The following is a 23,438-nucleotide window of genomic DNA, read 5'->3' as shown; positions in this document are numbered from 1 at the left end:
AATAAACATGTGTGCGTGACTCTCTGTCTATCGAGACGGTCGCTTCCCTGTTCGATGTGTGGTGACGACGAAGCGGTGCTGGCGACGCAGCCGGTCGGTTTCCTCGAGGTACGCTGCTGGGGCTACCTCGAGGTCGCAGCCTCCATTGGACCCTGTCTCACCTCTGTTTCAACTATGAGTGATGTCACGGAACACGTCTGCGAGCGGTGTCGGTCCGACTCGCTCGCACCCGAACACATTGTCGAACACGACTGTGGACACGTCGCACCCAGCGATGCGTTTGCTGACCGCTGTGTCAAGTGCGGCCACGAAACCGAGGACGACACGCTCCGGTCGGTCGGGACGGCCGCTCACTGTCTCGCGTGTGGCCACCGAACGGTAACCGACCTCGAGTCGGCGGCACCCGCCGGAGACGGTCCGGAGCCGGTGACGTTCCCGACACTGCCGTCGCCGGATGACCACTGGGCGTGGATGCCAGCACGGTTCCTGCCCGAATCCGGGGCGATGCGACAGTTTATGACCTCGATTCTCGTCGTGCTGGTTCTGATTTCCGGAGTTGCCGGTGCATTGTCGGTCTCGCCGCTCCTCGAGAGCGAACCGGAGCCAGTCTCGGTCGAGCAGTCCTGGGAGGAGTACGACTCAGTCGTCATCTTCAGGAACGACGACATCCAGCCGTGGTACCTCCCCGATGAACTTCGGGCGGTCAACCAGGTGTTCATCGACGAGGACGTGCCGGTCACGCTCGGTGTCATCCCGATGGTCGAAGGCGAGGCTCCACTGACCGACGACGAACAAACCTGTGCGTACCTCCGCTCGCTCGAGGCGGACCATCCCGGGCAGTTCGAGATGGCGTTGCACGGCTACACGCACGAGCCCGTCACGGATTTCTACGGCGCGAGCGAGTTCGGCGACCTCTCGGCTGACGAGCAACGCGAGCGACTCGCTGCAGGCGAGGAAATCCTCGCTGACTGCGTCGACTCGCCGTCTTCGACGTTCATCCCGCCGATGAACACCTACGACGAGACGACCGTCGAGGTCCTCGCGGATGCCAACTACACGACAGTCTCCGGCGGCGAGTGGTTCACCGCTGACTACTTCGACGAACCCGGCCGATTCGACGAGGGTGGGCTCGTTCACGTCCCCGAGAACACGGCGATGGAGAACTGGAGCGCCTACGCGGACGAGGACGCTGCAGCCGACTCCGGCAACAACGAAACTGCCGACGCAACCGACGTCCCACTCCAGGATCTCGAGTCGCTGACCAATCAGTTCGATGAGTCCCACGCCGAGAACGGCGTTCAGGTCGTGATGCTTCACTACCAGTACTTCACGACCGAGGAGGACCTCGAGTTGCTCGAGTCGCTCATCCAGCACATGAAGGGTGAGGACACCGCTTTCCTCACGCTCGAGCAGTTCGCGCTCGGTCTCGAGCAGGGCACGCTCGAGGAGACCGACGACGGCTGGCGCGTCCTCGAGCCGCTCTCGGACGCCGGCGATGAAACGGCGTCCACCGACGCGGCCGCGGAGCGCTCGAACGGTAATTTCCGCGACCTGATCGCGACCGCACAGCGAGGCCTGCACCGATGATCCCGCTGTTTCCCGTGGCGGTCGGCCTCGAGCACGGCCAGACGGTCTATCGTGGACTCCGGGCGGTCAAATGGCGCACGCTCGCGCTGTTTCTCTCAGCGCTGGTCCCGTTCGCACTGTTGATCGACGTGATGGGGCCTGGCGTCCTCGCAGCTATCATGTTACTGACCAGCCTGCTTGCGGTCTACCTGCTCTGGTCGTACATCGTTGTCGAGCGTGTTCCCCGGTATATGAACCTTTTCGGGCCACGGGCGCTCGCGCTCTCGCTCGTCGGCTACGCCGTCGTGATCGTCGCACTCGGCTGGCTCGAGCCCTCGCCACTCGCGTTCGTCCACCTCGGCGCGGTCGTGTTGATCTTTATCTACTACTGGTTCATCGCGTTCATCGCGTTCTTCCACGACCAGATTGGCCGTTCGACGTTCGAGGCCGGCCCGCCCTACCCTGACCTCACCGTCTTGATCCCCGCGTACAACGAGGAAGGCTACGTTGGCCGAACGATTCAGGCGCTGCTCGACGCCGACTACCCAACCGACCGCCTCGAGATCATCGCGATTGACGACGGCAGCACCGACGACACCTACGCCGAAGCCAGCGCCTACGCCGCCGTCTCCGACCGGGTTCGCGTCGTCACCAAGGAAAATGGCGGCAAGTACTCCGCGCTGAACTACGGCCTGCTGTTCGCCTCGAGCGAGATTATCGTCACCGTCGACGCCGACAGCATCGTTGCCGAAGACGCTCTGAAACACATCGTCGCGCCCTTCCGCGACGATGCGGAAGTCGGCGCGGTTGCGAGTAACGTCACCATCTGGAATCGTGACTCGCTAGTCACGCGCTGTCAGCAACTCGAGTACACTATCGGGGTGAACATCTACCGCCGGGCGCTGGATTACTTCGGGATCGTGATGGTCGTCCCCGGCTGCCTCGGCGCGTATCGCCGCGAGGTGTTAGACGAGGTGTTCGCGTACGATCCGGACACGCTCACTGAGGATTTCGACGTGACAATGAAGGTGTTGCGAGCGGGCTACCGCGTCACGGTGAGCGACGCCCGCGTCTACACTGAAGCGCCCTCGACTTGGGCGGACCTCCATCGCCAGCGTCTGCGCTGGTACCGCGGCAACTACATGACGATCCTCAAACACTGGTCCGTTGTCACTGACGGCTCCTACGGCTACCTCAACCGGATTGCGCTGCCGTTCCGACTCGTCGAGATGTTCTTCATCCCGGTGGCGAGTTTCGTCGTCCTCGCGTACATCGGCTGGCTCGCCCTCACAGGATATCTGGTGACTGTCCTCGCGGTGTTCGTCTTCTTTACGAGCATCGTCCTCTTGATCGCCGCCCTCGGCATCCAGATCGAAGGCGAAGACTGGCGCTTGCTCGTCTACGCACCGCTGCTTGTCATCGGTTACAAACAGTTCCACGACGCGTTGAATCTGCGCTGTCTGCTCGACGTGCTCACTGACCGCGACCTCGACTGGACCAGCGCGAAACGCGTCGAACAATCCCGCTCCGACGACGCCGATCACGACCCCGTGGCGACGAATCTTCTCGAGTCCGACTGAACCGAGCGGACTCATGTCCAACTCGAGGGCGGCCCACAGTCGGTTACGACTGCTCCGACGTAATCGTCAACATGCCGTCGTTGACCGTTACGTCGCTCGCGTCGGTCGGTATGGCAAACTCAAACTGATCACTCCCACTGGACTCCGATGCAGTCGCCAGACCGCCACCTTCGTCGCTCACACGCTCGATGACGACGATTGCGATCCCATCGACGATATCCAGCGACGGCTCGCCGACGACTGGGCCGAAATCGACCGCGATAATGTGTTCTCCGTCGTACTCGCGGTTCGCAATGCGGATCTCGTCGTTGTCTCCGGCCGCAACTTCGAGTTCGGGTGGTGTTTCCATACTCGAGGTGAGGTGCCCACCACTCCTAAACGATGTGCACGACACTGCCGACTGGGGAGTGATGGCTGGGAGAGTGCCTGTATCGGCGGGTAAATGACCTACTCAGGTTTCGTCAGAACGAGAATTTCCTCATCCAATCCGTCGTGTGAACCAGTCGTGGCGTGAACTTTCCGCCATGGCAGGATCTCCGTCTCGACGAATCCGACTCGGCTCTCCGCGAGTTCCTCGAGAATTTCTCCCGTCTCAATGGGAACCTGCCAGTACGACCCCGAGTCCGCGACGACGTAACAGGCCTTTCCACCGGGAGCCATGATGTCGTATACCTGCTCGAAGTGTCGTAGCATTCCCGCGAAATACTCCGCAACGACTCGCGGGTAGTATTGGCCGAACCCGTGTTGAATGTCCTCTTCTTCGATGATTTGCTCCATCCGAGTGACGATGGTGTCAATGCGCTCGTTCTCTCGGATATTCGTCTGTTTGGCGTCGTCGTCATCCACGTAGATGTTCTTCGTGTTCGACCGGATGTTCGTCTTCTTGATCTTCTGCAGATCGCTGTTGTCCTCGAGGACGCCCATCCATATGAGCTCGAGGCGCTGGTTGCGGGTATAGTCGTGTTCAGCAGGGTACGGCGGCGACGTAATGAGATAGTCAATTTCGCCCTCGTGTTTGTCCGTGTTGAGGAGCGTCGACTCTTCCTGAAGAATCTCTCCAACCTTGCGAGCATCACCACCGAGATGTTCTGTCTCACCGACGGCCATCCCATCCTCGAGTGCGTCCTGGGTCGTCCGGAGGTCTCGCTCGATGGCGTCGAGTTTCGTTCGATACGTCGTGTAGACATCCACGTCGTCTTGCATCGAGACCTTGTACGCCTCGGGGCCGAACCCGATGTTCGCGACATCTTCCGGTAAAATGGCAAGCATCGCGAGCCGGAAGATGTCCGTAATCTCGTCGGCCGGCATCTCGTCGACGTGGTGCCGGAGCACGAGCATCTTCTTCAGTGGCTTCTCACTGAGCCAGTCTTTCGGCGTCTTCTCGGGTTCTGTAAAGTCATACTGGTCAAGAGAGACGGCCGTCTCGTCACTGCCCGTGTCCGTGTACGAATCGAGAGTTACGTTCCCCTCTGCACTGATCCTATCGAAAACGGGTTCAACCGTCCCTAACAAGTCGTTTCGTCGCTGTGTGAACTCCTCGAGGTCGATGTCCCACGTGGTTTTGACTTGCCCGGCAAGGACGGCCACCGGGTTCGCGTCAACCCCAATAGAATCGATGCCGAGGCGCTTTGCCGTCAGCGTGGTCGTCCCCGTCCCGTTGAACGGGTCGAGAATGACGTCGTCGTCTTCAATCTCAAACTCGTTCACGAGGTCGACGATTATCTGGTCGCTGTATGCGAAGACGTGGCGATACCAGTCGTGGATGCTCGTGTCCGAGAGACGAGCGACATTGCTCATATGCTCCATATTCGGTGTCGTCCTGTATTCTCTCGTGGCATGGCTTAGGGTTAGGTCTTTTTTGTTTCGGACGGGGAACGGTTTGTATACCTATCTAATATCTATAGAGCCTTTCGATACACATCTAAGTAACCTTTCGATTTTGAAGAAGAGACTATCCGGAAGCCTAGTAAGATATTTTAGTAATGGCTGAGGAGATGAGTTTTGCAGAGCAAGCGGCAGTATTGGATAAAATCGCGGACGAGAAGCGCCTCCGTATTCTCGAGTATGCAGTAGATGGCCCGGTCGCCGCACCCGACCTTGCAGAGAAAGATGAGTTCGCTATCTCTGGGGAGTCTATTCTGTACCACCTAAATATCTTAGAGAGCGCAGGATTTCTTGAATCAAAGAGTGTCCAAGGCCCGTACAAACGCCCTCGAAAGGAATTCGAATTAGCAGGGAATGGAAGGACGCTCACGCTCGAGATAGTGAAAGATGGGGACTACGAATTTTCTCTCCGCGAACCGGCCCTCCCACAGGACTGAGTGACCTGTAGCCGTTGGGTGTGTCGGTAGTATATCGAATGTCTGCTTAGATACCAGACGAATACCTTTTAATAAATATCTAATGGTCGATACATTCACTCGTCCCTCCGAGAGCAACGTGGACAATGGCAGGCAAATATCGGCGCATCATTGAATGGGTCTTCAAACAGCGGGTCGCAGCACTGGACGACGAAATCGAGGGGTCGGCCCTCGACGAAGACATCCCGTTTCATCGAGATGATCTCGAGGCTGCGATGGACGAACTCGATATCAGCGTCGGGAACGTTCCCGACATTCCATACGCGTATCGGTCGCGCCGACCGCTTCCCGAGACGGTGTCTCAACACGGCTACTCTGCCGTCATTATCGACGATACTCGCGAGGGAGAGGACCCGACATATCTGTTCACGAAGCGAAACCAGCTCATCGCTGTCCCGGAGGTTGTCGACGAGACACACCAGACGAGCCTCTCAGCGCTCCCCGAGGCTGTTCGCCCGTACATCGCTGACGATGAGCAGGGTGTACTGACCCAGACGCGGTACGCTGGACTACTTGACGACTTCACTGGACTCGAGTGCTATCACCTGACTAGTCACCTCCGATTCCGGGTGCGCGGTCGCGAGGCCGAACTTGACGACCTCTCTGTGGGCGTCGACGACGCTGGGGACCATTACGCACTCGCAGTCGAAGCGAAGGGAGAGGGGGAGACGCTGAACCGTAATCAGTTGATTCGAAACACTCGAGGCATCGAGAACAAGGAGCGGTATCCTGACGCCGTCCGAACGCTCGCGGTCAAACTCCACGAAGGCGACATCTATCTGTTCGAATTCGACGTATTCGAATCGGATGGTGACGACCGGGTGGAGACCGAGCGAGTCTGGAAGTACGAGTAACGAGAGACACTTTGGTGTCGATCAAGTACGTCAACCCTTTCAGCATCAGCCTCCTCTATGCGTCTATCCCTGCCGACTCGTCTCTCACGCGTCTCGATGCAGTGGGGCGAGACCACGACCGCGTCGGCTGAGAAACCCATGACACGAAAAGACGACTACTACAACCGGGCGAAACAGCAAGGCTACCGCTCTCGAGCGGCGTACAAACTCAAACAACTCGACGAACTCGAGAACGTCATCGACGAGGGCGATACGGTTGTCGACCTCGGAGCGGCACCCGGTGGCTGGCTGCAGATTGCTGCAGAGAAAGTCGGCTCCAACGGAACGGTAATCGGCGTCGACCTCCAGCGAATCAAGGACTTCGACGACGACATCGACGAGCGCATCGAGACGCTTCGCGGCGACATGACCCAAGAGCGCACGCGCGAACGCGTTATGGACGCAGCAGGCGGCGACGTGGACGTGGTCGTCTCTGATATGGCACCCAACATGTCCGGCGAGTACTCGCTGGACCAGGCCCGCTCGCTGCATCTTGCCCGTCAGGCCTACGAAACGTCACTCGAGTTGCTCGGTCCGGACGGCGATTTCATCGTGAAAATCTTCGAGGGACCGGATGTCGACGAGTTCAAATCCGATGTTGAGGACGATTTCCAGTACGTCCGCGTCACGAGCCCCAAGGCATCCCGAAAATCCTCGTCTGAAGTCTACTTTATCGCGAAAGGACGCCTCACCGCGCCCGTCCGCATCGGCGACGAACTCGAGGTCGAGATTATCGACGTCGGCGGCGAGGGAGATGGCATTGCCTCCGTCGAAGGCTATCGGCTGTTCGTTCCGGGAGCCGAAGAAGGCGAGACTGTCACGGTTCGTGTTGACGACGTCAAACCCAACTTCGGGTTTGCACAGCGACTCGAGTCTTAAGCGTCCTCGTCGGTCAACCGGTCGTGGCGCTCGTCGATCTCGTCGAGAATATCGAGATTTTTCCGGATCGAGGCACGGATCGCGTCGCTCCGATTGACGAACTTGCCGTCATCACCGACGTGTGCATCGAGGTCCTCGAGCAGTTCCTGTGGGATTTCCACGCTAATCTTTGGCATCAGTCTAGCTACCAGTTTGCAGTCCCCACGCTTATACGAACCGCTGTGCGCTTTTGGTGGGCTATCCGAGACTGAGACTGATTGAGCAGAAACAGGGAGTCAATTCGCCGCCGTTGCGTCCGTCTCTGGCTCCGGCTCGGTTGCGCTCCCGCCACCGCCGCCACCGAACAGGCGGCCACCTGCGGTGAAGACGTACAGAATAGCGAGTCCGAGCATGTACGTCAGCGCAATCGGGATGGCGACGAGCAACATCGTCAGGATGCCCTTCGGGCTGGCGATTGCAGCGACGACGAAGATACCGACGACGACCGGCCGCCACGCTTTGAGCATCGTGCGGTAGTTGACGATTTTGCCGACGTGGAACATCGCCATCGTGACGATGATGTTAAAGAGGAAGCCAACGCCGATGGTCGTGTAGATCACGAGCCACGAGAAGCTGTTGATCCGATAGGTGACTTCCATCTGGTTCCGGAGGGCGTCAGTGATGAGATACGAGATGACCGTCGGCGCGATCCAGTAGAAGCCAAGGAACAGCCCCATCCCGAAGCCGGCGAAGATGGTGCCACCCCAGACGAGGAACACGCGCGGGTCACCGCGGACGAGGCCGCGCTCTCTGGCTGCGGGCCACGCCCAATAGAGGATCATCGGCAGCACGGAGATGATCGCGAGGATCGTACTCACCTTCACCATGAAGATCAGCACTTCAACGGGGTGTAAGGCGATGACTAACCCGAGTTCGCCGAGGACCTCCGTTGTCACATCCTCCGTTCCAAGCGGCTCCTCGGTGACTTCATCCAGCACGTCCCGCGGCACGCGATCAACGAACTGCTCGAGGACGATTCCGAATCCGCCCTGGTACATCGCGAGGAACGTCCCACCGAGGACGGCCATGAACACACCGACGATGTAGATCGTCTTCGAGGTCAGGCTGTCCACAATAAAGGCCAGATCGTAGGCATAGCCGCCGATGTCGTCTTCGGTCGTCTCCTCTTCAGTGAACGGATCGAGCATCCCCGCGGCGGTACTCGAGAAGAGGCTGCCGTCGTCATCGTCACCGTCGCCGGCATCGCCTGCGGCCGCCGTTTCACCGCTGACATCCTCGAGGTCGGCTTCCTCGCGTTCCTCTTCGAGTGCGTCGAAGCGGTTGAGAATCGCCTCGGCTTTCGCGCGGTTCTCGTCGTGCATGGCCTGCCGAGAGTGCTCGAGGGCGTCGTCTTCGGTCATTGCGAGGAAGACCGAATCAGAGAGGTCGCCGATCTCGTCGGCGTCGAGGGCCTCGAAGTTGACATCGTCCGGGTTGTCGGCCGTCTTCTGCTGTTCGTGCAGCGTATCGAAGCGGTCGATGATGGTCTGGGCTTTCTCCCGGTTATCGTCGTACATCGCCTGCCGGGCGTAGTCCATCGCCTCGTCTTCGGTCATCGCGAGGAAGACCGGCGCTGGAACCTCCTCGATATCGCCGACTGCGAGCGTGTTGAAGTCGATATCGTCTGGGGTTTCGGCCGCACGAATGTCGCCCTCCCGTGGGTAGACCGGCGACTGCAGGATGTTGACCATGTAGCCGACCAGCAACACCAGCCCGAGTCCGAGGGCGATGATGCCCGCGACGGCAACGTCACCGAGCAGGCCGTATTCGGCTGGAAGCGCCTCGAGGCCGAAGCTCAATTCGAGCGAGCTGCTTGGTCGGAGCCCAGCCGGAAGCAGTGGGTAGAGGAGTTCTTCCGTGCGCTCGAGGCCGTTCTGATTGAGATAGATCGACACTGCAGTGGTCGTGAGTCCGAGGACCCCAACGAACTGGATGACGCGCCGTTTCATCAGGGCGGTGCCGCCGTCGAGTTCGGCCGCGCCGCGTCGGCGGACGTTGGCGACGATTTTCGCGAGACCAAGGCTGAACGCATAGAGGGCAACCAGTGGCAGCGTCCACATGATCAGGGTGAACGGGTCCGGCGGGGAGAACAGCGCGCCGAAGACAGTGATTCCGACGATTGCGTGGCGCCACTTATCGCGGAAGGTCTCATAAGAGATGATCTCAGTGTAGGAGAGGACGCTCATAAACAGCGGCAGTTGCGCCGCCAGTCCGAACGACAGCGTTAGCAGGGCAATGAACTCGGTAAACTCAGTAATACCCCAACTCGGCGTCACGCCAGCATCGAACGCAACGGCCCCGAGGAAGTCGAATGCAAAGGGAAAGAAGACTGCGTACGCGTAGGTAACGCCGATACAGAACAGCGTCACCGACGTCAGGACGAGTGCCGCCAGATACGTTCGTGAGACTGGCACGACAGAGTCGATGCCGCGCTCGCGAAGCGCACCGCGCGAATAGTACAGCAACGCCGGAATCGCAAGGAGAACACCGACGAGCATCCCGATTTTCGCCTGCAAGAGGATGACTTCGAACGGCGTCCGCGTAATAATGGAGGTCGCATCGGCGACGTACTGGTCCATCTCCGCTTTCGCTGTCGCCTCGAGGAAGTCCCAGATGAAGATGCGAAGGGCGTAAAACGAGCCGATAAAGCCGATAACGAAGACGATAAAGACCTTCTGCAGGTGTGTTTGCGCACTCGAAAAGATTGCACCGAGCGTTTCCCGTCCGGAGTGAACTGCGCGGACGGTGTCCTCGTCAACGGCAGAACTCATTTGGTGTCCATGGGTAACTGACATCCCGTTATCAACCTTTCGAGTCCCGTACCCTGGAAATGAGCCATATACGTCGTTGCGTCTGTATCAGGGTGGGGAAGCCGTCTCGCGGGCGTCGGGTAGGGAGTCATTGTGGGGTGTGCGAGATGGACGTAAGAAAAAGGCCTATAACCAGTGGCCTATCTATATCCCGATAGATGTCGGATGAGTTGGCGGCTTCGGGGGACCCCGACCCAGCGAGTGCCCGCTCCCAGCCACACGAACGGGCTGATGAGCGTGTCCTCCCCGATGGCGGGCACCCCGAGTCCGATGATGACGCGGACGCGGACGAGGATCTCAATGCAGACGGAGACGCGGACAGCGACGAGACTCCGCCAGTCGAAACCGACGGCGAAGGCGTCGTGAGCCCGGAGGCAGAAACCGGCGAGCCGTCGTATCCTGACTATCCGGACCCTGAGGAAGACGACGATCTCGGCGGCCTCGAGACGCCGCCGGACGACCAGGAGATGCCACTGGCCGACCACATCGAGGAGATGGTGCTTCGGCTGGCGTTCGTCCTGTTGTTCGCGTCCGCCGGGACGGCCATTGGACTGCTGTTTGCCTCGGATGCAATCGGCTATATCTGGGCGGATATCTTCCCCGCATCGGCCGATGAGGCCCCGCCGCCACACATTTATCACCCACTCGAGTTGTGGCTGACCCGGATCAAACTCTCGGCGCTGCTTGGCATCATGGTCGGCTTGCCGGCCTTTGTCTACCAGTGCTATAAGTTCATGAAACCGGGGCTGTACCCTCACGAGCGCAAGTACTACCTCGCGGCGGTCCCGACGAGTGTCGTGCTCGGCGCGCTCGGGATGTTGTTCTCGTACGTGCTCGTGTTGCCGCTGTTGTTCGAGTACTTCACGTTCTACGCCGAAGGCAGTGCGGACATCGCCTACGCGCTCGGTGAGACGTTCGATCTGGTTATCACGCTGACTGGCTTCCTCGCCATTGTCTTCCAGATTCCGCTGTTCATGATGCTCGCAATCATGATGGGCGTGACGACGCGGCGCTGGCTCGCGGACAAGCGCCTGTACTTCTGGGCCGGCTTCTTGGGGCTGTCGTTCATGTTCACCATGGACCCAACGATGATGGCACCCATCTTCGTCGCGATCACCATGATCCTGCTGTTCGAAGGCACCCTGTTGATCCTGAAGTGGGTCGGCAAGGAGTAATCGGTCACCCCACTCGCGTTCTCGCCATCAGTTTCGTTCCACCGATTTTCCTCACTCGAGCGCTGGTCGCGACTGTATGACAACTGCTTACACGGGGGTGAACGCGGGATGGACACTCGTTGAATTGGTGAATCCGTTTCCGAGTTGTCCATCCTTATATTGTATCTATCTGTACCACTATTGGCCATATGGTATCGAATACACCATATATGTGTGGTAGTTAAACGAGTACGGTTTAGTAGGTGCATACTTTCCGACTATACAGGACTACCGTATGATATTGTACGCTCTCGAGTGCGGACCTGACTATTCGCTGCCGGCCTGTCCGAAGGCGGTCGGAGGTGTCGCCTCGTGACTGATCTCGTGCCGACGACGTGTATGCGGTGTGCGGTCGGCTGTGGGCACGTCCAACGGCCCGTCGAGAAGGGGTATGGCCTCGACGTGGTCCGTGGCGATGCGACGCATCCGGTGAACAACGGCCTCGCCTGCCAGCGCGGCATCAGCGAAACCGCCGACCCTGGCGGCGAATGGCTGACTCGTCCGCTCGTTCGCCGTGACGGCGACCTCGTGCCGACGACGCTCGAGAACGCCCTCGAACGTGCCGCGGAGGGCCTCGACGGGGCGCTCGAGGGGGGCTCTGAACGCGTCGCGGTGCTGGGCAGCGGACAACAGACCAACGAGGCGGCCTACGCGCTTGGGAAATTGGCTCGTGGCGGGTTCGGGACGCCGTACTACGACGCTAACACGACGCTGTGTATGGCCTCGGCGGTCACCGCCTACTACGACGCCTTCGGCAGCGACGCGCCGCCGCCGACGTACGACGACATTCCCGAAGCGAAGACGCATCTCGTCTGGGGCGCGAACCCGGCTGCTGCCCATCCGGTCATGTTTCGCTGGATCAATCAGTCCGCCGCCGAGGACGACTCGGAACTGATCGTCGTCGATCCCGTCGCGAGCGAGACGGCCGAGGTCGCAGACCATCACGTCCCACTCGAGCCCGGCGGCGATCTCGCGCTCGCTCGAGCGGTTCTCGCACACGTACTCGAGACCGACCGCGTCGACGAGGCGTTCGTTTCCGAGGTGACCGAGGGCTTCGACGAGTTGCGTGCGGAGCTGCCCGACGCCGAAGCCGCCGCAGAGCGCGCTGGCGTCTCGATGGACGATATCGAACACATCGCGCGCGCACTCGAGGACCCGACGCTCGTCTACTGGGGGATGGGCATCAACCAGAGCGTCAACGGCACCGCGGCCGCGGGCGCGCTGATCGATCTGTGTCTTGCGACGGGCAATCTCCGACCCGGGTCCGGCCCGTTCTCGCTGACCGGGCAGGCGAATTCGATGGGGACGCGTGTCTGCTCGTCGAAAGGGAGTTGGCCGGGTCACCGGCCGTTCGACGAGTCGGCACACCGCCACGCGGTTGCAGACGCCTGGGACGTGCCCGAATCCCGACTCCCTGAGACACCGGGTCCCGGTCCCGTGGGCATCGTCGACGCGATTGGCGACGACGTCGAGGCCGTCTACGCGGTTGCGACGAACCCCGTTGCGGGGATGCCCGATACGACCCACGTCCGCGAGCAACTCGAGGAGGCGTTCCTTGTCGTCCAGGATTCGTTCCGAAGCGAGACGGTTGAACTCGCGGACGTCGTCCTGCCGGCAGCGACCTGGGGGGAGTCCGAGGGGACAACGACCAACATGGAGCGCACTGTTGCCCGCGTTCGCGCGGCGACGGAGACGCCAAGTGGCATCAAGACGGATCTCGAGCTTATCGGTGCGATTGCGGACCGAACCGCCCCAGATCTGTTCGACGACATGCCTGAGCCCGAAGCAATCTTCAACGAACTTGCCGCCCTCACTGCGGGCACACCGGCTGATCTGTCGGGGATCAGTTACCCTCGCCTCGAGGCCGAGTCGGCCGTTCGCTGGCCCGCACCCGCGCCGGACGTGTCGGCTGGCTACCGCTATTACGAGGGGCCGGATCAAGCGGAGAGTGACTCGGCGACTGAGACGACGGACGGTGGCGACTCGTGGACGTTCCCAACACCGTCCGGTCGCGCGCGATTCTCGAGTGGGATCGCTCACCCGCTCCCGGAGTCGACCGATGACTCGTACCCGTTGACGCTGACGACCGGGCGACGACCGGACGCGTACAACACTGGCGTCCGGACGCGCGAGTCGGCCCCGCCGGTCGCCCGCGTCAGCCCCGCGACGGCCGCTGCCCTGGTCGACGAACTCGAGCATATCGAAATGACCGGTCTCGAGGACGAGGAAGGGGACGACGAATCCACGACGTACGGTCGCGTCGTCTCTCGTCGCGCGTCGGTAACTGTTCGCGTCGACACTGACGAGGCGATTCCCGATGGCGTCGTTTGGCTGCCGATTCACCATCCTGCGGTCAACGATCTAACCGTGTCCGACGTCGATCCGCGCTCGAAGGAGCCGAACTACAAGCAGTGTGCCGTTCGCCTCGAATCGCTGCCCGAGCGAGAGCTATCGGCTGTTGCCGAAGTGAGCGCATAAGCCGGTCCCGGTCCCGAATACATCCATTCATCGTCGCGTTCGTTCTTTTTTCACGGGCACTCATCAGGAGACCAGCGTCGCGTCTCGGCTCCGGTTTCACAGAAATGCAAGGAGGAAGCCCACGACTTCAGTCGTGGGTTACTGACTGTTTTCGCGACGCTGTTCCACGTTCGTCGTTGAAAATCCACAATTGACTCCCGCGAGTACGCCGAATATATGTCCTAATATAGTTCGTATATGATTTGATACCCGTCGTTTCCGACTGAAACGCGCCTAAAATTCCCTCTTTATAAACGAATACTGTTATATGATGGATAGACATGATGATGATGCGTGAGTTGTGTTATGTTTGGGAACCTCCTTCCCAATTCTCGTTTGGATTGTCCGAGCGAGGTGGTCGGATATGGTGTCTAACCAGTCGGCGCTCGGTTCGTCGATCAGTCAGGGTCAACCGCGACGTGCTATCATGGGTGACTCCGCCCGGAGCGTCCCATGAGTGGCGCAGAACCCGGTCCAACGATTCGTGGATCACCGAAACGAGCGCTTTCGATCCTGACCTTTGGCTACTTCGTTGGGTTTGCCGGCGTGGTCGTCTACGGGCCTGTCGCAAGCGAGTTCGAGAACGTCCTCGGGCTCTCGGGTGTCTTGCTCGGCTTGCTCGTCGCTGCACCGCAGTTGACCGGCTCGCTCCTCCGAATTCCGTTCAGCGCGTGGGCCGACAGCGTCGGCGCGAAAAAGCCATTTAGCATCCTGCTTGGACTCTCTGTCATCGGGATGGGTGGCCTGTTGGGAATTTTGATAACAACCTATCCCGACGGGCTGACGATGGTCCATTACCCGCTGATTTTCTTCTTCGGCGCGCTCTCGGGCTGTGGAATCGCGGCGTTCTCCGTCGGTATTACCGACATTTCCTACTGGTACGAGTCGCGTCGCCGCGGAACGATGCTCGCGCTCTTTGCCGGCCTCGGGACGCTCTCGCCCGGCCTGTTCACGATTGTCTCGCCGTTTGCCCTCGAGTCGATCCAACTTACAGGAACCTACGCGCTGTGGTTCGGATTCCTCCTCGCTGGGACGGCGATTTTCGTCACGTTTGCCGTCAACTCGCCATACATCCAGTTGCGCAATCAGGGTCTCGACGAGGACGAGGCGAAAGCGCGCGCCGAGGACGCCGGACAGGAGCTGTTCCCGAACGGCGATGCGCTCGAGTCGGTGAAACAGGCGGCGGCGCTCCCGCGGTCGTGGCTGTTGACACTGATGTTTTTCGTCTCCTTCGGTGGCTATCTCGCGCTGACGACGTGGCTGCCGTCGTATTGGCACAACTTCCACGGGCTGGACCTCCGTACTGCCGGTGTCGTCACCGCGCTCGCATTTACGCTCTCGTCGCCGCTGTTCCGGGCAAGCGGGGGCGCAATCAGTGACCGATTCGGCGGCGAGATCACGACGATTGGGAGTTTCGTGCTAGTCGTCTGTTCAACGTTCGCCCTGATGATCACCGCCAATCTCCACCTCGCACTCCTCGCGACGGTCATCCTCGGTGCTGGAATGGGAGTCGCCAGTGCGGCGATCTATCAGTTGCTGCCCCGGTACGTCCCCGAAGCGGTCGGTGGCGCATCAGGGCTGGTTGGCGGCCTCGGTGGCTTCGGCGGCTTCGTTGTCCCACCGATTCTCGGCCTGTTCGTCGACGTCCAGGGCGTCTCGGGCTACGCAACTGGTTTCGTCGTCTACCTCGTCCTCGGGCTCCTCGCGCTCATCATCGCGGGCTCGCTGTATCGCTCGAGCGAGGCGGTGACCCCGTCACAGACGCCGGCCCATGCTGATGACTAACTCACACGACTCGACGTCGTTATGTTCGCTCGCGCTCGAGGAATCGGGGCTTGCCGTCGCAGTCCTTGTTGGACGTACAACCGAGTCAATCGAATAAAATCCGTCCAGTCTCGAGCGGATTCTATCCGCGAATATCTCCTAATATGCGTTATATTTGGTTGTACATTCCGTCACTGTTCCTAAAACAGGCCCAAATCTGCCGATATGTAAACGATTGGAGTTATATGCTGTAGACTCGTGTTGATTTAACGTGAATCGCGAAATGTTTGGAGTAAAATTCCGAGTCTTTGCGGCAAGTCGTTGGGGCGACAGTGAGGTGAGCGTCGATGGTGCATAAGAAAGAAGAGCAAAAGGCAGACTGTTACGGTGACGAGGTCCGCGAACACATCCTCGAGTTCGCCGAAAACGGCGGCTACGAGGCGATTCCGGAGGACGAACACGACATCTGGTTCACCCGGTTCAAGTTCTGGGGGCTGTTCCACCAGCGCAGTGGTCAGGAGTCGTACTTCATGATGCGACTGACCAACGCCAGCGGGATTCTCGAGCCAGGACAACTGCGCGCAATCGCCGAGGTCGCTCGCGACTACGCGACAGGTCCCGTCGAGAATCCCGAGTTCGGCAACGGCTGGGTCGACTTTACGACCCGCCAGTCGATCCAACTCCACTGGCTCAAACTCGAGGACGTCCCGGAAATCTGGGAGAAACTCGAGAGCACCGGCGTCTCCTCGCGCTCTGCGGGCGGGGATACGATGCGTAACATTTCGGGGACTGCCCTGCACGGCAAAGTCGAGGAATACGTCGAGTCCGGGCCGCTGCTCGAGAAGTTCCAGAACGAACTTCGTGGCGACGACGCGCTGGCGAATATGCCCCGAAAGTTCAACATCAGCGTGACCGGGACGAAGTCGGGCTGTGCGCAGGATTCGATCAACGACATCGGCTTCGAACCTGCCAAGAAAGAAATCGATGGCGAGGACGTGAAGGGATTCAACGTTCGCATCGGCGGCGGCCTCGGCGGCCGTCAGCCCCGTGCTGCAACACCCCTCGATGTCTTCGTCACGCCCGAGCAGGCCTACGAGGTCGGCCGTGGCTTCGTCGAACTCTATCACGATCACGGCGGCCGCACGAATCGCTCGAAGAACCGCGCGCGGTTCTTCGCTGATGACTGGGGCATGGAAAAGATTCGCGAGACGCTGCAAGCGGGATACGTTGATTTCGAACTGCACACCGCAGGCGAGGACTTCCGCGATGAATATACCTACAACGCGGGGAAACCGACCGACGCGGGCAAACACGACCACGTCGGCGTCTACGATCAGAAACAGGACGGGCTCAAATACGTCGGACTGAACGTCCCCGTCGGGCGTATCCCCGCCGAGGACGCCATCGAACTCGCCGATCTGGCCGACGAGTACGGCTCCGGCGAGATTCGGCTGACGCGTCGCCAGAATCCCGTCATCGTCGACGTCCACGAGGAGGGCCTCGAGGACCTACTCGCTGACCCACTGCTCGAAGAGTACCAGCCTGAGCCGAGTCCGTTCGAACGCGGTGCGATGGCCTGTACCGGGACTGAGTTCTGCTCGATTGCACTGACGGAGACGAAAGGGCGCATGGCCCGCATGCTGCGATGGCTCAACAAGAACGTCGACCTGCCTGACGACGTCGAGAAAATCAAGATGCACTACTCGGGTTGTACGGCCGACTGTGGGCAGGCAATGACTGCCGATATCGGCCTGCAGGGCATGCGCGCCCGAAAGAACGACGAGATGGTCGAAGCCTTCGACATCGGCGTCGGTGGCGGCATCGGCGAGGAGCCATCGTTCGTCGAATGGGTCCAACAGCGCGTGCCCGCCGACGAAGCACCCGGCGCGATCAAGAATCTGCTCGAGGCCTTTGCGGCCCACCGCGAAGACGGCCAGACGTTCCGCCAGTGGGTCGAGGCGACGGGCACCGAACAGTTGATCGAGTTCTGCGAGCCAGAGGAGACGGACTTCGAAGCCCCGTACATGGGCGACGCCAAGCAGTCCTGGTACCCGTTTGCAGAAACCGAGTCGGCGACTGCTGCTGAGTCGGCTGCCCCATCGGACGACTAAGCAAAAACAGGCGATTTCGCTCCACTGCTCAACGCTGGCGCTCAATCTGCGGACTGTTCGTGTCCTGACTGGGCTGGCGTCGCCGGCTCGTCCCCGAGAACACGCACTGCAAATCGCTGCGCCTGTTCGCGAAGATCGAGAAGGAAGTAGTACACGTTCTGTGGTCCCGTTTCTGCTCGCGGCGCACGGTAACTGACGATTAGTGACCACATGATTGCGACACCAAGCGAGCCGACTGCAGAGAAGGTCATTCCCAGCGTTCCGTAGGTGACTGCATACACCGTCCCAATCGTCATCGAGGGCACACTCGAGCCGAGCGGGATTCGTGCCGATGCATCTCGAATCGTCGGTGCGAGAAAGACGATTGAGAGGACGCTGCCGGCGAGAAAGACGAGGTCTTGCCACATCATCATCACCGCTTACTCGAGGACGAGTAAAAGTCTCTTGGTATCACTAACAGGATATTATCTGAACAGTCCGGGCGCAGTAAGTCTCTCTGTGCTGTGACAGCGCAGCGGCCGGCTCAACTATCGGTGATCTCTCGTTCGTTCGTAGGCGTACTCGAGGGCGTCCTCGAGCGAGCCAGGGCCGTCGTAACTCGCCGAGAACAGATCCATAAAATCGTGGGCGATCCGGTTACAGCGTTCGAAGGTAAGGACTGCCCTGACGCGAATCGTTTCCGAAAACTCGAGGCCGGGGTAACTCGTTGCTGTCAGGGCGTAGCCGGGGTAGCTCTCGCCGTCGAGCGACGCCGGGGCGACTTTGAGTCGGAGGTCGCCTGATTCGTGGCGATACGTCCGATACTCCATCTCTCGGTCGCTGTCGGCGGGGGTGTATGACCGACACGCTTCCGTACTCCACTCGAGCGGCACGTCGACGTCCATTGCGTATAGATACCAACCCAAGTGCTACGTTCGTATCGCAACGCGCAATATTCCCGGACACTGGTGCAACAAATGCACTAATGGCGGGTTCGGTGGCGAAAATACGGTTATATATTGGAAGATTGTTGTCGGTAACTGGGCTAGGTGTAACGATTCCGAATTCGCCACTCGAGTGAGGTGGACAAAACAGCCCCACGACGAGTTATTATTCGCCGATTTCTGACTCCGCCGAGGCGTTGTTCCCGCCCGACCCCTCGGCTGCTGGACTGACGCTGCCCGTACGATACCCGTGCAAGTCGAGCGTCACGTGGTCGAATCCGATCTGAGAGAGTTCCTCGCGGACAGTTTCAGCGAATTCGCGGGTCAGCGCGCGCTCGAGTTCGTCCGGAGAGACTTCAATGCGTGCGAGGCCGTCGTGGTCGCGCACGCGGAACTGCTCGAAGCCCCACTGGCGAAGCACGGCTTCAGCCTGCTCGACCCGCGTCAGGCGTTCTTCGGTGACCTCGAGTCCAGTCGGAATCCGTGAGGACAGACAGGCCATCGACGGTTTGTCCGCCACTGAAAGTCCATAGTGGGCGGCGATTTCGCGCACTTCGTCCTTCGAGATGTCGTGAGTCAAAAGCGGCGAGTGGACGTCGAGTTCCTCGACAGCCTGCAGGCCGGGTCGGTGTCCCGCGCCGGGGTCGTCGGCGTTTGTCCCGTCACAAACCGTCCCGACGCCGAGGTCGCGGGCCGTCTCGAGCATCTCGCCCAGCCGCATCGTCCGGCAGTGATAGCACCGATCATCGTCGTTTTCGACGAAGGCGTCGCTCTCGAGTTCGGAGAAGGAGACGATCTCGTGGCGAATGCCGATCTCTTCGGCGACCGCTTTCGCATCCTCGAGTTCGGCTTCGGGGAGTGTCTCGCTGCGTGCGGTACAGGCGATGGCGTCCTCGCCCAGCGCGTCGTGGGCGAGTGCGGCCACTGCACTCGAGTCGACGCCGCCGGAGAAGGCGATTACGACCCCATCGCGGGTGGCTAAGTCCTCGCGTGCGGCCTCGAGTTTCGCCTCGACCGTTGTCATAGCCGCCCGTTCGCACCGGATGGGCAAAAGGACGTTGTCCTCACAGCCACTATTCGAGCATTCGATAAAACAAGTCAAATGTTGACTTCCACATAGTTGGTACACCTCTGCTATTTTGCCATAGATAAAAATGTTAAAGCCTTCCTTATACACACCCGGCTAAAGAAACCGGGTATAAATATATTTGTTAATTTATATTCTCTTGTCGTTATTGTTGGACCGTATTATACTGTTGTGAAGCTAAAGTTAGCGTCATCATCTGACTCGGATGAGATGAGTTCTGCATCCCCATATATCGTAACATAGGAATAACCACCGTCAATAGGTGTGCCATTGGCCCTTCCCTCAATTACCCAGGCTCCATTTTGGAAGGTGACATCAGTAAATACACCCTCTGATGACACATACACTTCGTCTGCGGCTACTTCTGCCGAGAATTCACCCTCTCCAGTAACAGAAAGTGCAGCATCAAGTTCGCCTTCTGCCGCTGGCCCAGTTGCTTTAGGCAAAGCATCACCAGCAAGTTCTAGGTCAGCATCATCATCGGATTCTGACGAGATGAGTTGCTCGTATCCATAGATTGTGACGAAAACATGATCGCCACCGATAGGACCACCGTCGGCTTCACCTTCAATAGACCAGATACCATTTTCTGAACTCACATCGGTGTACACTCCTTCTGATGAGACATTCACATCATCTGCATCGATTTCGACGGAGAATTCACCTTCACCGGTAACTGTGAGTCCAGCATCGATTTCGTCTGCTGCTGCTGATCCACTAACTGTGGCCAAACCGCCTCCGACAAGGGTCGTCGCAATAGCGCCTTTCTTGAGGACGTTACGTCGAGTCGATGTCGGCTGAGGATTGTCTTCCATAGCCATCTTGTTGGTAATCTAACCTTATAGTTAAATCTTTATTCTAGAACTAGATAGTAAAGAACAATTAATTCTAAACGTACATTTCTTCTCACCCAGATTAATTCAAAAACGTGATTTAAAAAGCCAAATTAAGTTAAATAACACTCGTAGATCAAGGTAGACCTTAACACATATATTGTTTTCTAGGATTTTCTATTGGTTTGATTCTATTGGTCAGATCAATTTAAAGGACGTTATCAATCGACGCTGCCAGCATCTCGCGAGCTTCCGCCGGGACAGCATCGGCGTCCATTCGCACGTCGACCCCGAAGCGGCGCTCGAGGACGATTGCGTCGTCGGTTTCGCGGTAGTCGTCGAAGCGTGTCCACGGGCAAAACTGCGCGCCGGCAGTACCGACATCCCTGTATCGCAGACCGTGTTCGCAGGCCTCGTACGTTTGCGGTCGTCCCCGTCTGACTGCCAGTACGACGACTATAACGACGGAGACGGTCAGGAGAAACGACGGGATTTGAAACAGTAGCATCGCGACGAACGTTCCGACGAAACCGGCGGCCCCGAGCACGATACTGACGGTTTTTCGCCGCTGGGTGGCCGGATCTGCCGTTGCAGTCCACGAGATCAGTTGCTCACCCGCTGCCCGGTCGGCGTATCTGGTGGTGCCGGCCTCCAGAACCACCATGCCGCTGAGAGCGAGACCGACCAACCAGAGCACCGGTGTCAGCGGAACGGCCACTGCCTCGTACTCGAGTCCCACGGCCAATACCAGCGCCGGAACCAGTGCCACAACCATCGGAGCCGCCAACAGCCGTCGCCGACCCAGTGCCATCCATACCCATGGTCGTTGGGAGAGTCCAAGCGCCACGACGAGCCAGCCGAAGAGCGCGCCCACGATCAACGCAGACCGAGGAACGCCGAGAGCCGCACCGACGCCGTAGCCCAACAGTCCTGCGTAGACGCCCACGGCAGCCGACGGCAGATCGAGCGGTCCATCTCCCATTCGTTCGTCGTCCTCGTCGGGACTAGTCATGTAGTTGTCAATACTTACGACAAGGTTCGACCGCGAGAGCCGCTTTTCTCCCGTCAGTCCTCGATTTCAACGGCGCGATCCGTCTCCGCACTCTCGTAAATCGCGTCGATGGCCTCCATGTTCGCGATGGCCTCCTCGCCGTCCGTTCGCGGCTGGCTCCCAGTCTCGACGCAGTCAACGAAGTGTTCGATCTCGAGGCGGTACTGATCGACCGGATCAAACGTCTCGACGGCGTGGCGGCCGTCGATTTTGTACTCGAGTTCCACCGACCCGCTCCCGGGATTGAAGCCATCGTCGGCCTCGATCCAGCCGTTTTTGGCTTCGATGCGATAGCGCTGGATGTGGGTCGTATCGAAGCCACAGGCGATGCGGGCGGAGGCCTCGTCGTACTCGAGGATGGCGGCAAGTTCCGTGTCGACGCCGCTGTCTTTCGTGTCGGTTGTGTACGCGTAGGCGCTGTCGGGTTCGCCGAGGACTTGCCGGGCGAACGAGAGCGGATAGCAGCCGACGTCCATCAGGCTGCCGCCGGCCAGGTCTGGCGAGAGGCGGATGTTGTCCGGGTCGCCGAACAGACCGAACTTGAACGAGGCCGTCACCGAGCGAATGTCCTCGAGTTCCTCGTCGGCGAGTTCGAGGGCGCGTTCGGTGCGCGGGTGATACTGGTACATGAACGCCTCCATCAGTGTCACGTCGCGGTCGTCGCAGTAGTCGACGACGTCGCGGGCCTCTGCGGCGTCGACGGTCAGTGGCTTCTCACAGAGCACGTGAATACCGGCGTCGGCGGCCTTCTTCGTCCACTCCGCGTGGAGCGCGTTCGGCAGCGGAATGTAGACGGCGTCAACACCGGCGTTCTCGAGGAGGTCATCGTAGCCCTCGTAGACCGTCTCGATGCCGTGCTCGTCGGCGACGGCTTCTGCGTCTGCTGCGTCGCGGGAGGCGATGGCCGTCACGTCGTGGTCGGTTGGCTCGATTCCCGGGAGAAACGATCCCTGTGCGATTCCTGCCGTGCTGAGAACGCCAAAATCCATGATAGGAGGTTTCTGGATCCGCTATAAATAACTACCCGGTCGAAACGCCCGTCTCCCGCCTCGTCGGTCTACGCCGTCCAGGCGATTGCGTTCCGCAACAGCGTCCGGAAACTCTCGTTTTGGAGCGCCTCGTCCGTGTGGCCGAGCGAGATGTAACAGACGCGGCCGTCACCCTCGGTTCGAGTCCACGCGATTGGGTAGTCCTCGAGGTCGGGGTGGTCCATTCGGGCGAGAATCGTCAGGTCGCTGTCGTCGCCGTCGTCAACATCTAGCTGGTACGGCTCGTCGAAAATCTGGAAGTCCTCGACGCCGTCGGTGACGGGGTGGTCCTCGAGGATGTCGACGCCGAACTCGGACTCCTCGGGGTGGGTGAGGAAGTGGCCGCCGATTACCGCGCGTAGTTCGGGGACGGGTTCCTCGCGCTGGTCGAGTAGTTCGTCGGGGTCGGCAGCAGCCGTGCTGATCAGATCCGCGCCGCAGTGCAGCGGAAGGTAGCCGCCGCCGTCGCGGACGAAGGAGAGGACGCCCTCGAGTTGGTCCTCAGTGAGTTCGCTGTCGGTCAGGTAGTCGATGAGCACGTCGTACTCGGAGAGATCACAGAGTGCGTCGCGGTCGGTCGTCGTCGTGACGTCCGCGGCGTCGCCGATTGCAGCGGCCAGTTCCGGCCCCTTCTCGTCAATCGAGTGAAACGGGAACGTGGTCTCGCCAATCAGCAGTGCCGTTGTGTCGGTCATATCGGTCCGGTTGTCGTCGACTGCCAAGTAGTTTGATACCGAGCGCCATCGCGTATCACTGTACTGACCCGTCAGACGCATGCCGGAC

20 protein-coding genes are annotated in these 23,438 nt (G+C 59.7%); 9 read left to right on the top strand and 11 right to left on the bottom strand.

The annotated features are described in order from the left end of the window. Positions 1 to 174: 174 nt before the first annotated feature. Both B2G88_RS13235 and B2G88_RS13230 read left to right on the top strand, forming a co-directional pair. Positions 175 to 1,587 (top strand): DUF2334 domain-containing protein, encoded by a 1,413-nt coding sequence (locus B2G88_RS13235; RefSeq protein ID WP_087715360.1) that lies wholly within the window; start codon positions 175 to 177, stop codon positions 1,585 to 1,587. After that, on the top strand, positions 1,584 to 3,146 hold the full coding sequence (locus tag B2G88_RS13230) for a glycosyltransferase family 2 protein (protein ID WP_087715035.1): 1,563 nt from the start codon (positions 1,584 to 1,586) through the stop codon (positions 3,144 to 3,146). The genes B2G88_RS13235 and B2G88_RS13230 overlap by 4 nt, the downstream gene beginning before the upstream one ends. A 43-nt stretch (positions 3,147 to 3,189) precedes the next feature. Here B2G88_RS13230 and B2G88_RS13225 read toward each other — a convergent pair whose 3' ends face one another. Next, positions 3,190 to 3,495: a hypothetical protein gene (locus tag B2G88_RS13225; RefSeq protein ID WP_054863598.1), complete on the bottom strand. Its 306-nt coding sequence runs from the start codon at positions 3,493 to 3,495 to the stop codon at positions 3,190 to 3,192. Positions 3,496 to 3,593: 98 nt separating this feature from the next. Next, on the bottom strand, positions 3,594 to 4,943 hold the full coding sequence (locus B2G88_RS13220) for a DNA methyltransferase (RefSeq protein ID WP_176393240.1): 1,350 nt from the start codon (positions 4,941 to 4,943) through the stop codon (positions 3,594 to 3,596). A gap of 185 nt (positions 4,944 to 5,128) precedes the next feature. Here B2G88_RS13220 and B2G88_RS13215 point away from each other — a divergent pair, with 185 nt between their 5' ends. The 3 genes from B2G88_RS13215 to B2G88_RS13205 all read left to right on the top strand — a co-directional run bounded on the left by B2G88_RS13215 (position 5,129) and on the right by B2G88_RS13205 (position 7,278). Beyond that, positions 5,129 to 5,467 (top strand): ArsR/SmtB family transcription factor, encoded by a 339-nt coding sequence (locus B2G88_RS13215; protein WP_054863594.1) that lies wholly within the window; start codon positions 5,129 to 5,131, stop codon positions 5,465 to 5,467. 125 nt (positions 5,468 to 5,592) lie between these two features. After that, a complete protein-coding gene (locus tag B2G88_RS13210; protein WP_087715033.1) occupies positions 5,593 to 6,360 on the top strand; it encodes a hypothetical protein in 768 nt (255 codons plus the stop codon). Positions 6,361 to 6,498: 138 nt separating this feature from the next. Next, a complete protein-coding gene (locus tag B2G88_RS13205; RefSeq protein ID WP_054863611.1) occupies positions 6,499 to 7,278 on the top strand; it encodes a 23S rRNA (uridine(2552)-2'-O)-methyltransferase in 780 nt (259 codons plus the stop codon). Here the strand turns inward: B2G88_RS13205 and B2G88_RS13200 are convergent. Both B2G88_RS13200 and B2G88_RS19960 read right to left on the bottom strand, forming a co-directional pair. Beyond that, positions 7,275 to 7,454, bottom strand: a complete 180-nt coding sequence (locus B2G88_RS13200; protein ID WP_054863591.1) for a ribbon-helix-helix domain-containing protein — start codon at positions 7,452 to 7,454, stop codon at positions 7,275 to 7,277. The two genes, B2G88_RS13205 and B2G88_RS13200, sit on opposite strands and share 4 nt — an antisense overlap. 99 nt (positions 7,455 to 7,553) lie before the next feature. Next, on the bottom strand, positions 7,554 to 10,088 hold the full coding sequence (locus tag B2G88_RS19960; RefSeq protein ID WP_245835393.1) for a twin-arginine translocase subunit TatC: 2,535 nt from the start codon (positions 10,086 to 10,088) through the stop codon (positions 7,554 to 7,556). A 197-nt stretch (positions 10,089 to 10,285) separates the two neighbouring features. Between B2G88_RS19960 and tatC the strand changes: the two genes are divergently transcribed. From tatC to B2G88_RS13175, 4 genes are all read left to right on the top strand, one after another. Continuing rightward, positions 10,286 to 11,302, top strand: a complete 1,017-nt coding sequence (gene tatC / locus B2G88_RS13190; RefSeq protein ID WP_054863589.1) for a twin-arginine translocase subunit TatC — start codon at positions 10,286 to 10,288, stop codon at positions 11,300 to 11,302. Positions 11,303 to 11,653: 351 nt separating this feature from the next. Beyond that, the gene (gene nasA, locus B2G88_RS13185) at positions 11,654 to 13,819 is read left to right on the top strand and encodes an assimilatory nitrate reductase NasA (RefSeq protein ID WP_087715032.1); all 2,166 of its coding nucleotides are present in this window, start codon (positions 11,654 to 11,656) and stop codon (positions 13,817 to 13,819) included. 492 nt (positions 13,820 to 14,311) lie between these two features. Continuing rightward, positions 14,312 to 15,643 carry an MFS transporter gene (locus B2G88_RS13180; RefSeq protein WP_087715031.1) on the top strand — a complete coding sequence of 444 codons (1,332 nt, stop codon included), beginning with the start codon at positions 14,312 to 14,314 and terminating at the stop codon, positions 15,641 to 15,643. Positions 15,644 to 15,969: 326 nt separating this feature from the next. Beyond that, positions 15,970 to 17,733: a nitrite/sulfite reductase gene (locus B2G88_RS13175; RefSeq protein ID WP_087715030.1), complete on the top strand. Its 1,764-nt coding sequence runs from the start codon at positions 15,970 to 15,972 to the stop codon at positions 17,731 to 17,733. A gap of 41 nt (positions 17,734 to 17,774) precedes the next feature. On the opposite strand, the gene B2G88_RS13170 is transcribed toward B2G88_RS13175, so the two are convergent. The 7 genes from B2G88_RS13170 to B2G88_RS13145 all read right to left on the bottom strand — a co-directional run bounded on the left by B2G88_RS13170 (position 17,775) and on the right by B2G88_RS13145 (position 23,350). Then, positions 17,775 to 18,143 carry a hypothetical protein gene (locus B2G88_RS13170; protein ID WP_054863876.1) on the bottom strand — a complete coding sequence of 123 codons (369 nt, stop codon included), beginning with the start codon at positions 18,141 to 18,143 and terminating at the stop codon, positions 17,775 to 17,777. 117 nt (positions 18,144 to 18,260) lie between these two features. Continuing rightward, a complete protein-coding gene (locus B2G88_RS13165) occupies positions 18,261 to 18,617 on the bottom strand; it encodes a hypothetical protein (RefSeq protein ID WP_087715029.1) in 357 nt (118 codons plus the stop codon). 205 nt (positions 18,618 to 18,822) lie between these two features. Further along, positions 18,823 to 19,680, bottom strand: coding sequence for an ATP-dependent sacrificial sulfur transferase LarE (gene larE / locus B2G88_RS13160; protein ID WP_054863862.1), 858 nt, complete (start codon positions 19,678 to 19,680; stop codon positions 18,823 to 18,825). A 224-nt stretch (positions 19,681 to 19,904) separates the two neighbouring features. Next, positions 19,905 to 20,564 carry a hypothetical protein gene (locus B2G88_RS19190; RefSeq protein ID WP_140408872.1) on the bottom strand — a complete coding sequence of 220 codons (660 nt, stop codon included), beginning with the start codon at positions 20,562 to 20,564 and terminating at the stop codon, positions 19,905 to 19,907. 220 nt (positions 20,565 to 20,784) lie between these two features. Next, on the bottom strand, positions 20,785 to 21,588 hold the full coding sequence (locus tag B2G88_RS13155) for a hypothetical protein (RefSeq protein ID WP_087715028.1): 804 nt from the start codon (positions 21,586 to 21,588) through the stop codon (positions 20,785 to 20,787). A gap of 53 nt (positions 21,589 to 21,641) precedes the next feature. Then, on the bottom strand, positions 21,642 to 22,616 hold the full coding sequence (locus B2G88_RS13150) for a Gfo/Idh/MocA family protein (protein WP_087715027.1): 975 nt from the start codon (positions 22,614 to 22,616) through the stop codon (positions 21,642 to 21,644). A 68-nt stretch (positions 22,617 to 22,684) separates the two neighbouring features. Beyond that, a complete protein-coding gene (locus B2G88_RS13145) occupies positions 22,685 to 23,350 on the bottom strand; it encodes a ThuA domain-containing protein (RefSeq protein WP_054863877.1) in 666 nt (221 codons plus the stop codon). Positions 23,351 to 23,438 lie beyond the last annotated feature (88 nt).

This window comes from Natronolimnobius baerhuensis, from assembly GCF_002177135.1.
GTDB lineage: Archaea > Halobacteriota > Halobacteria > Halobacteriales > Natrialbaceae > Natronolimnobius > Natronolimnobius baerhuensis.
Note: the sequence above shows the minus strand (reverse complement) of the source record. Positions and strands in the feature narration are given on the sequence as shown.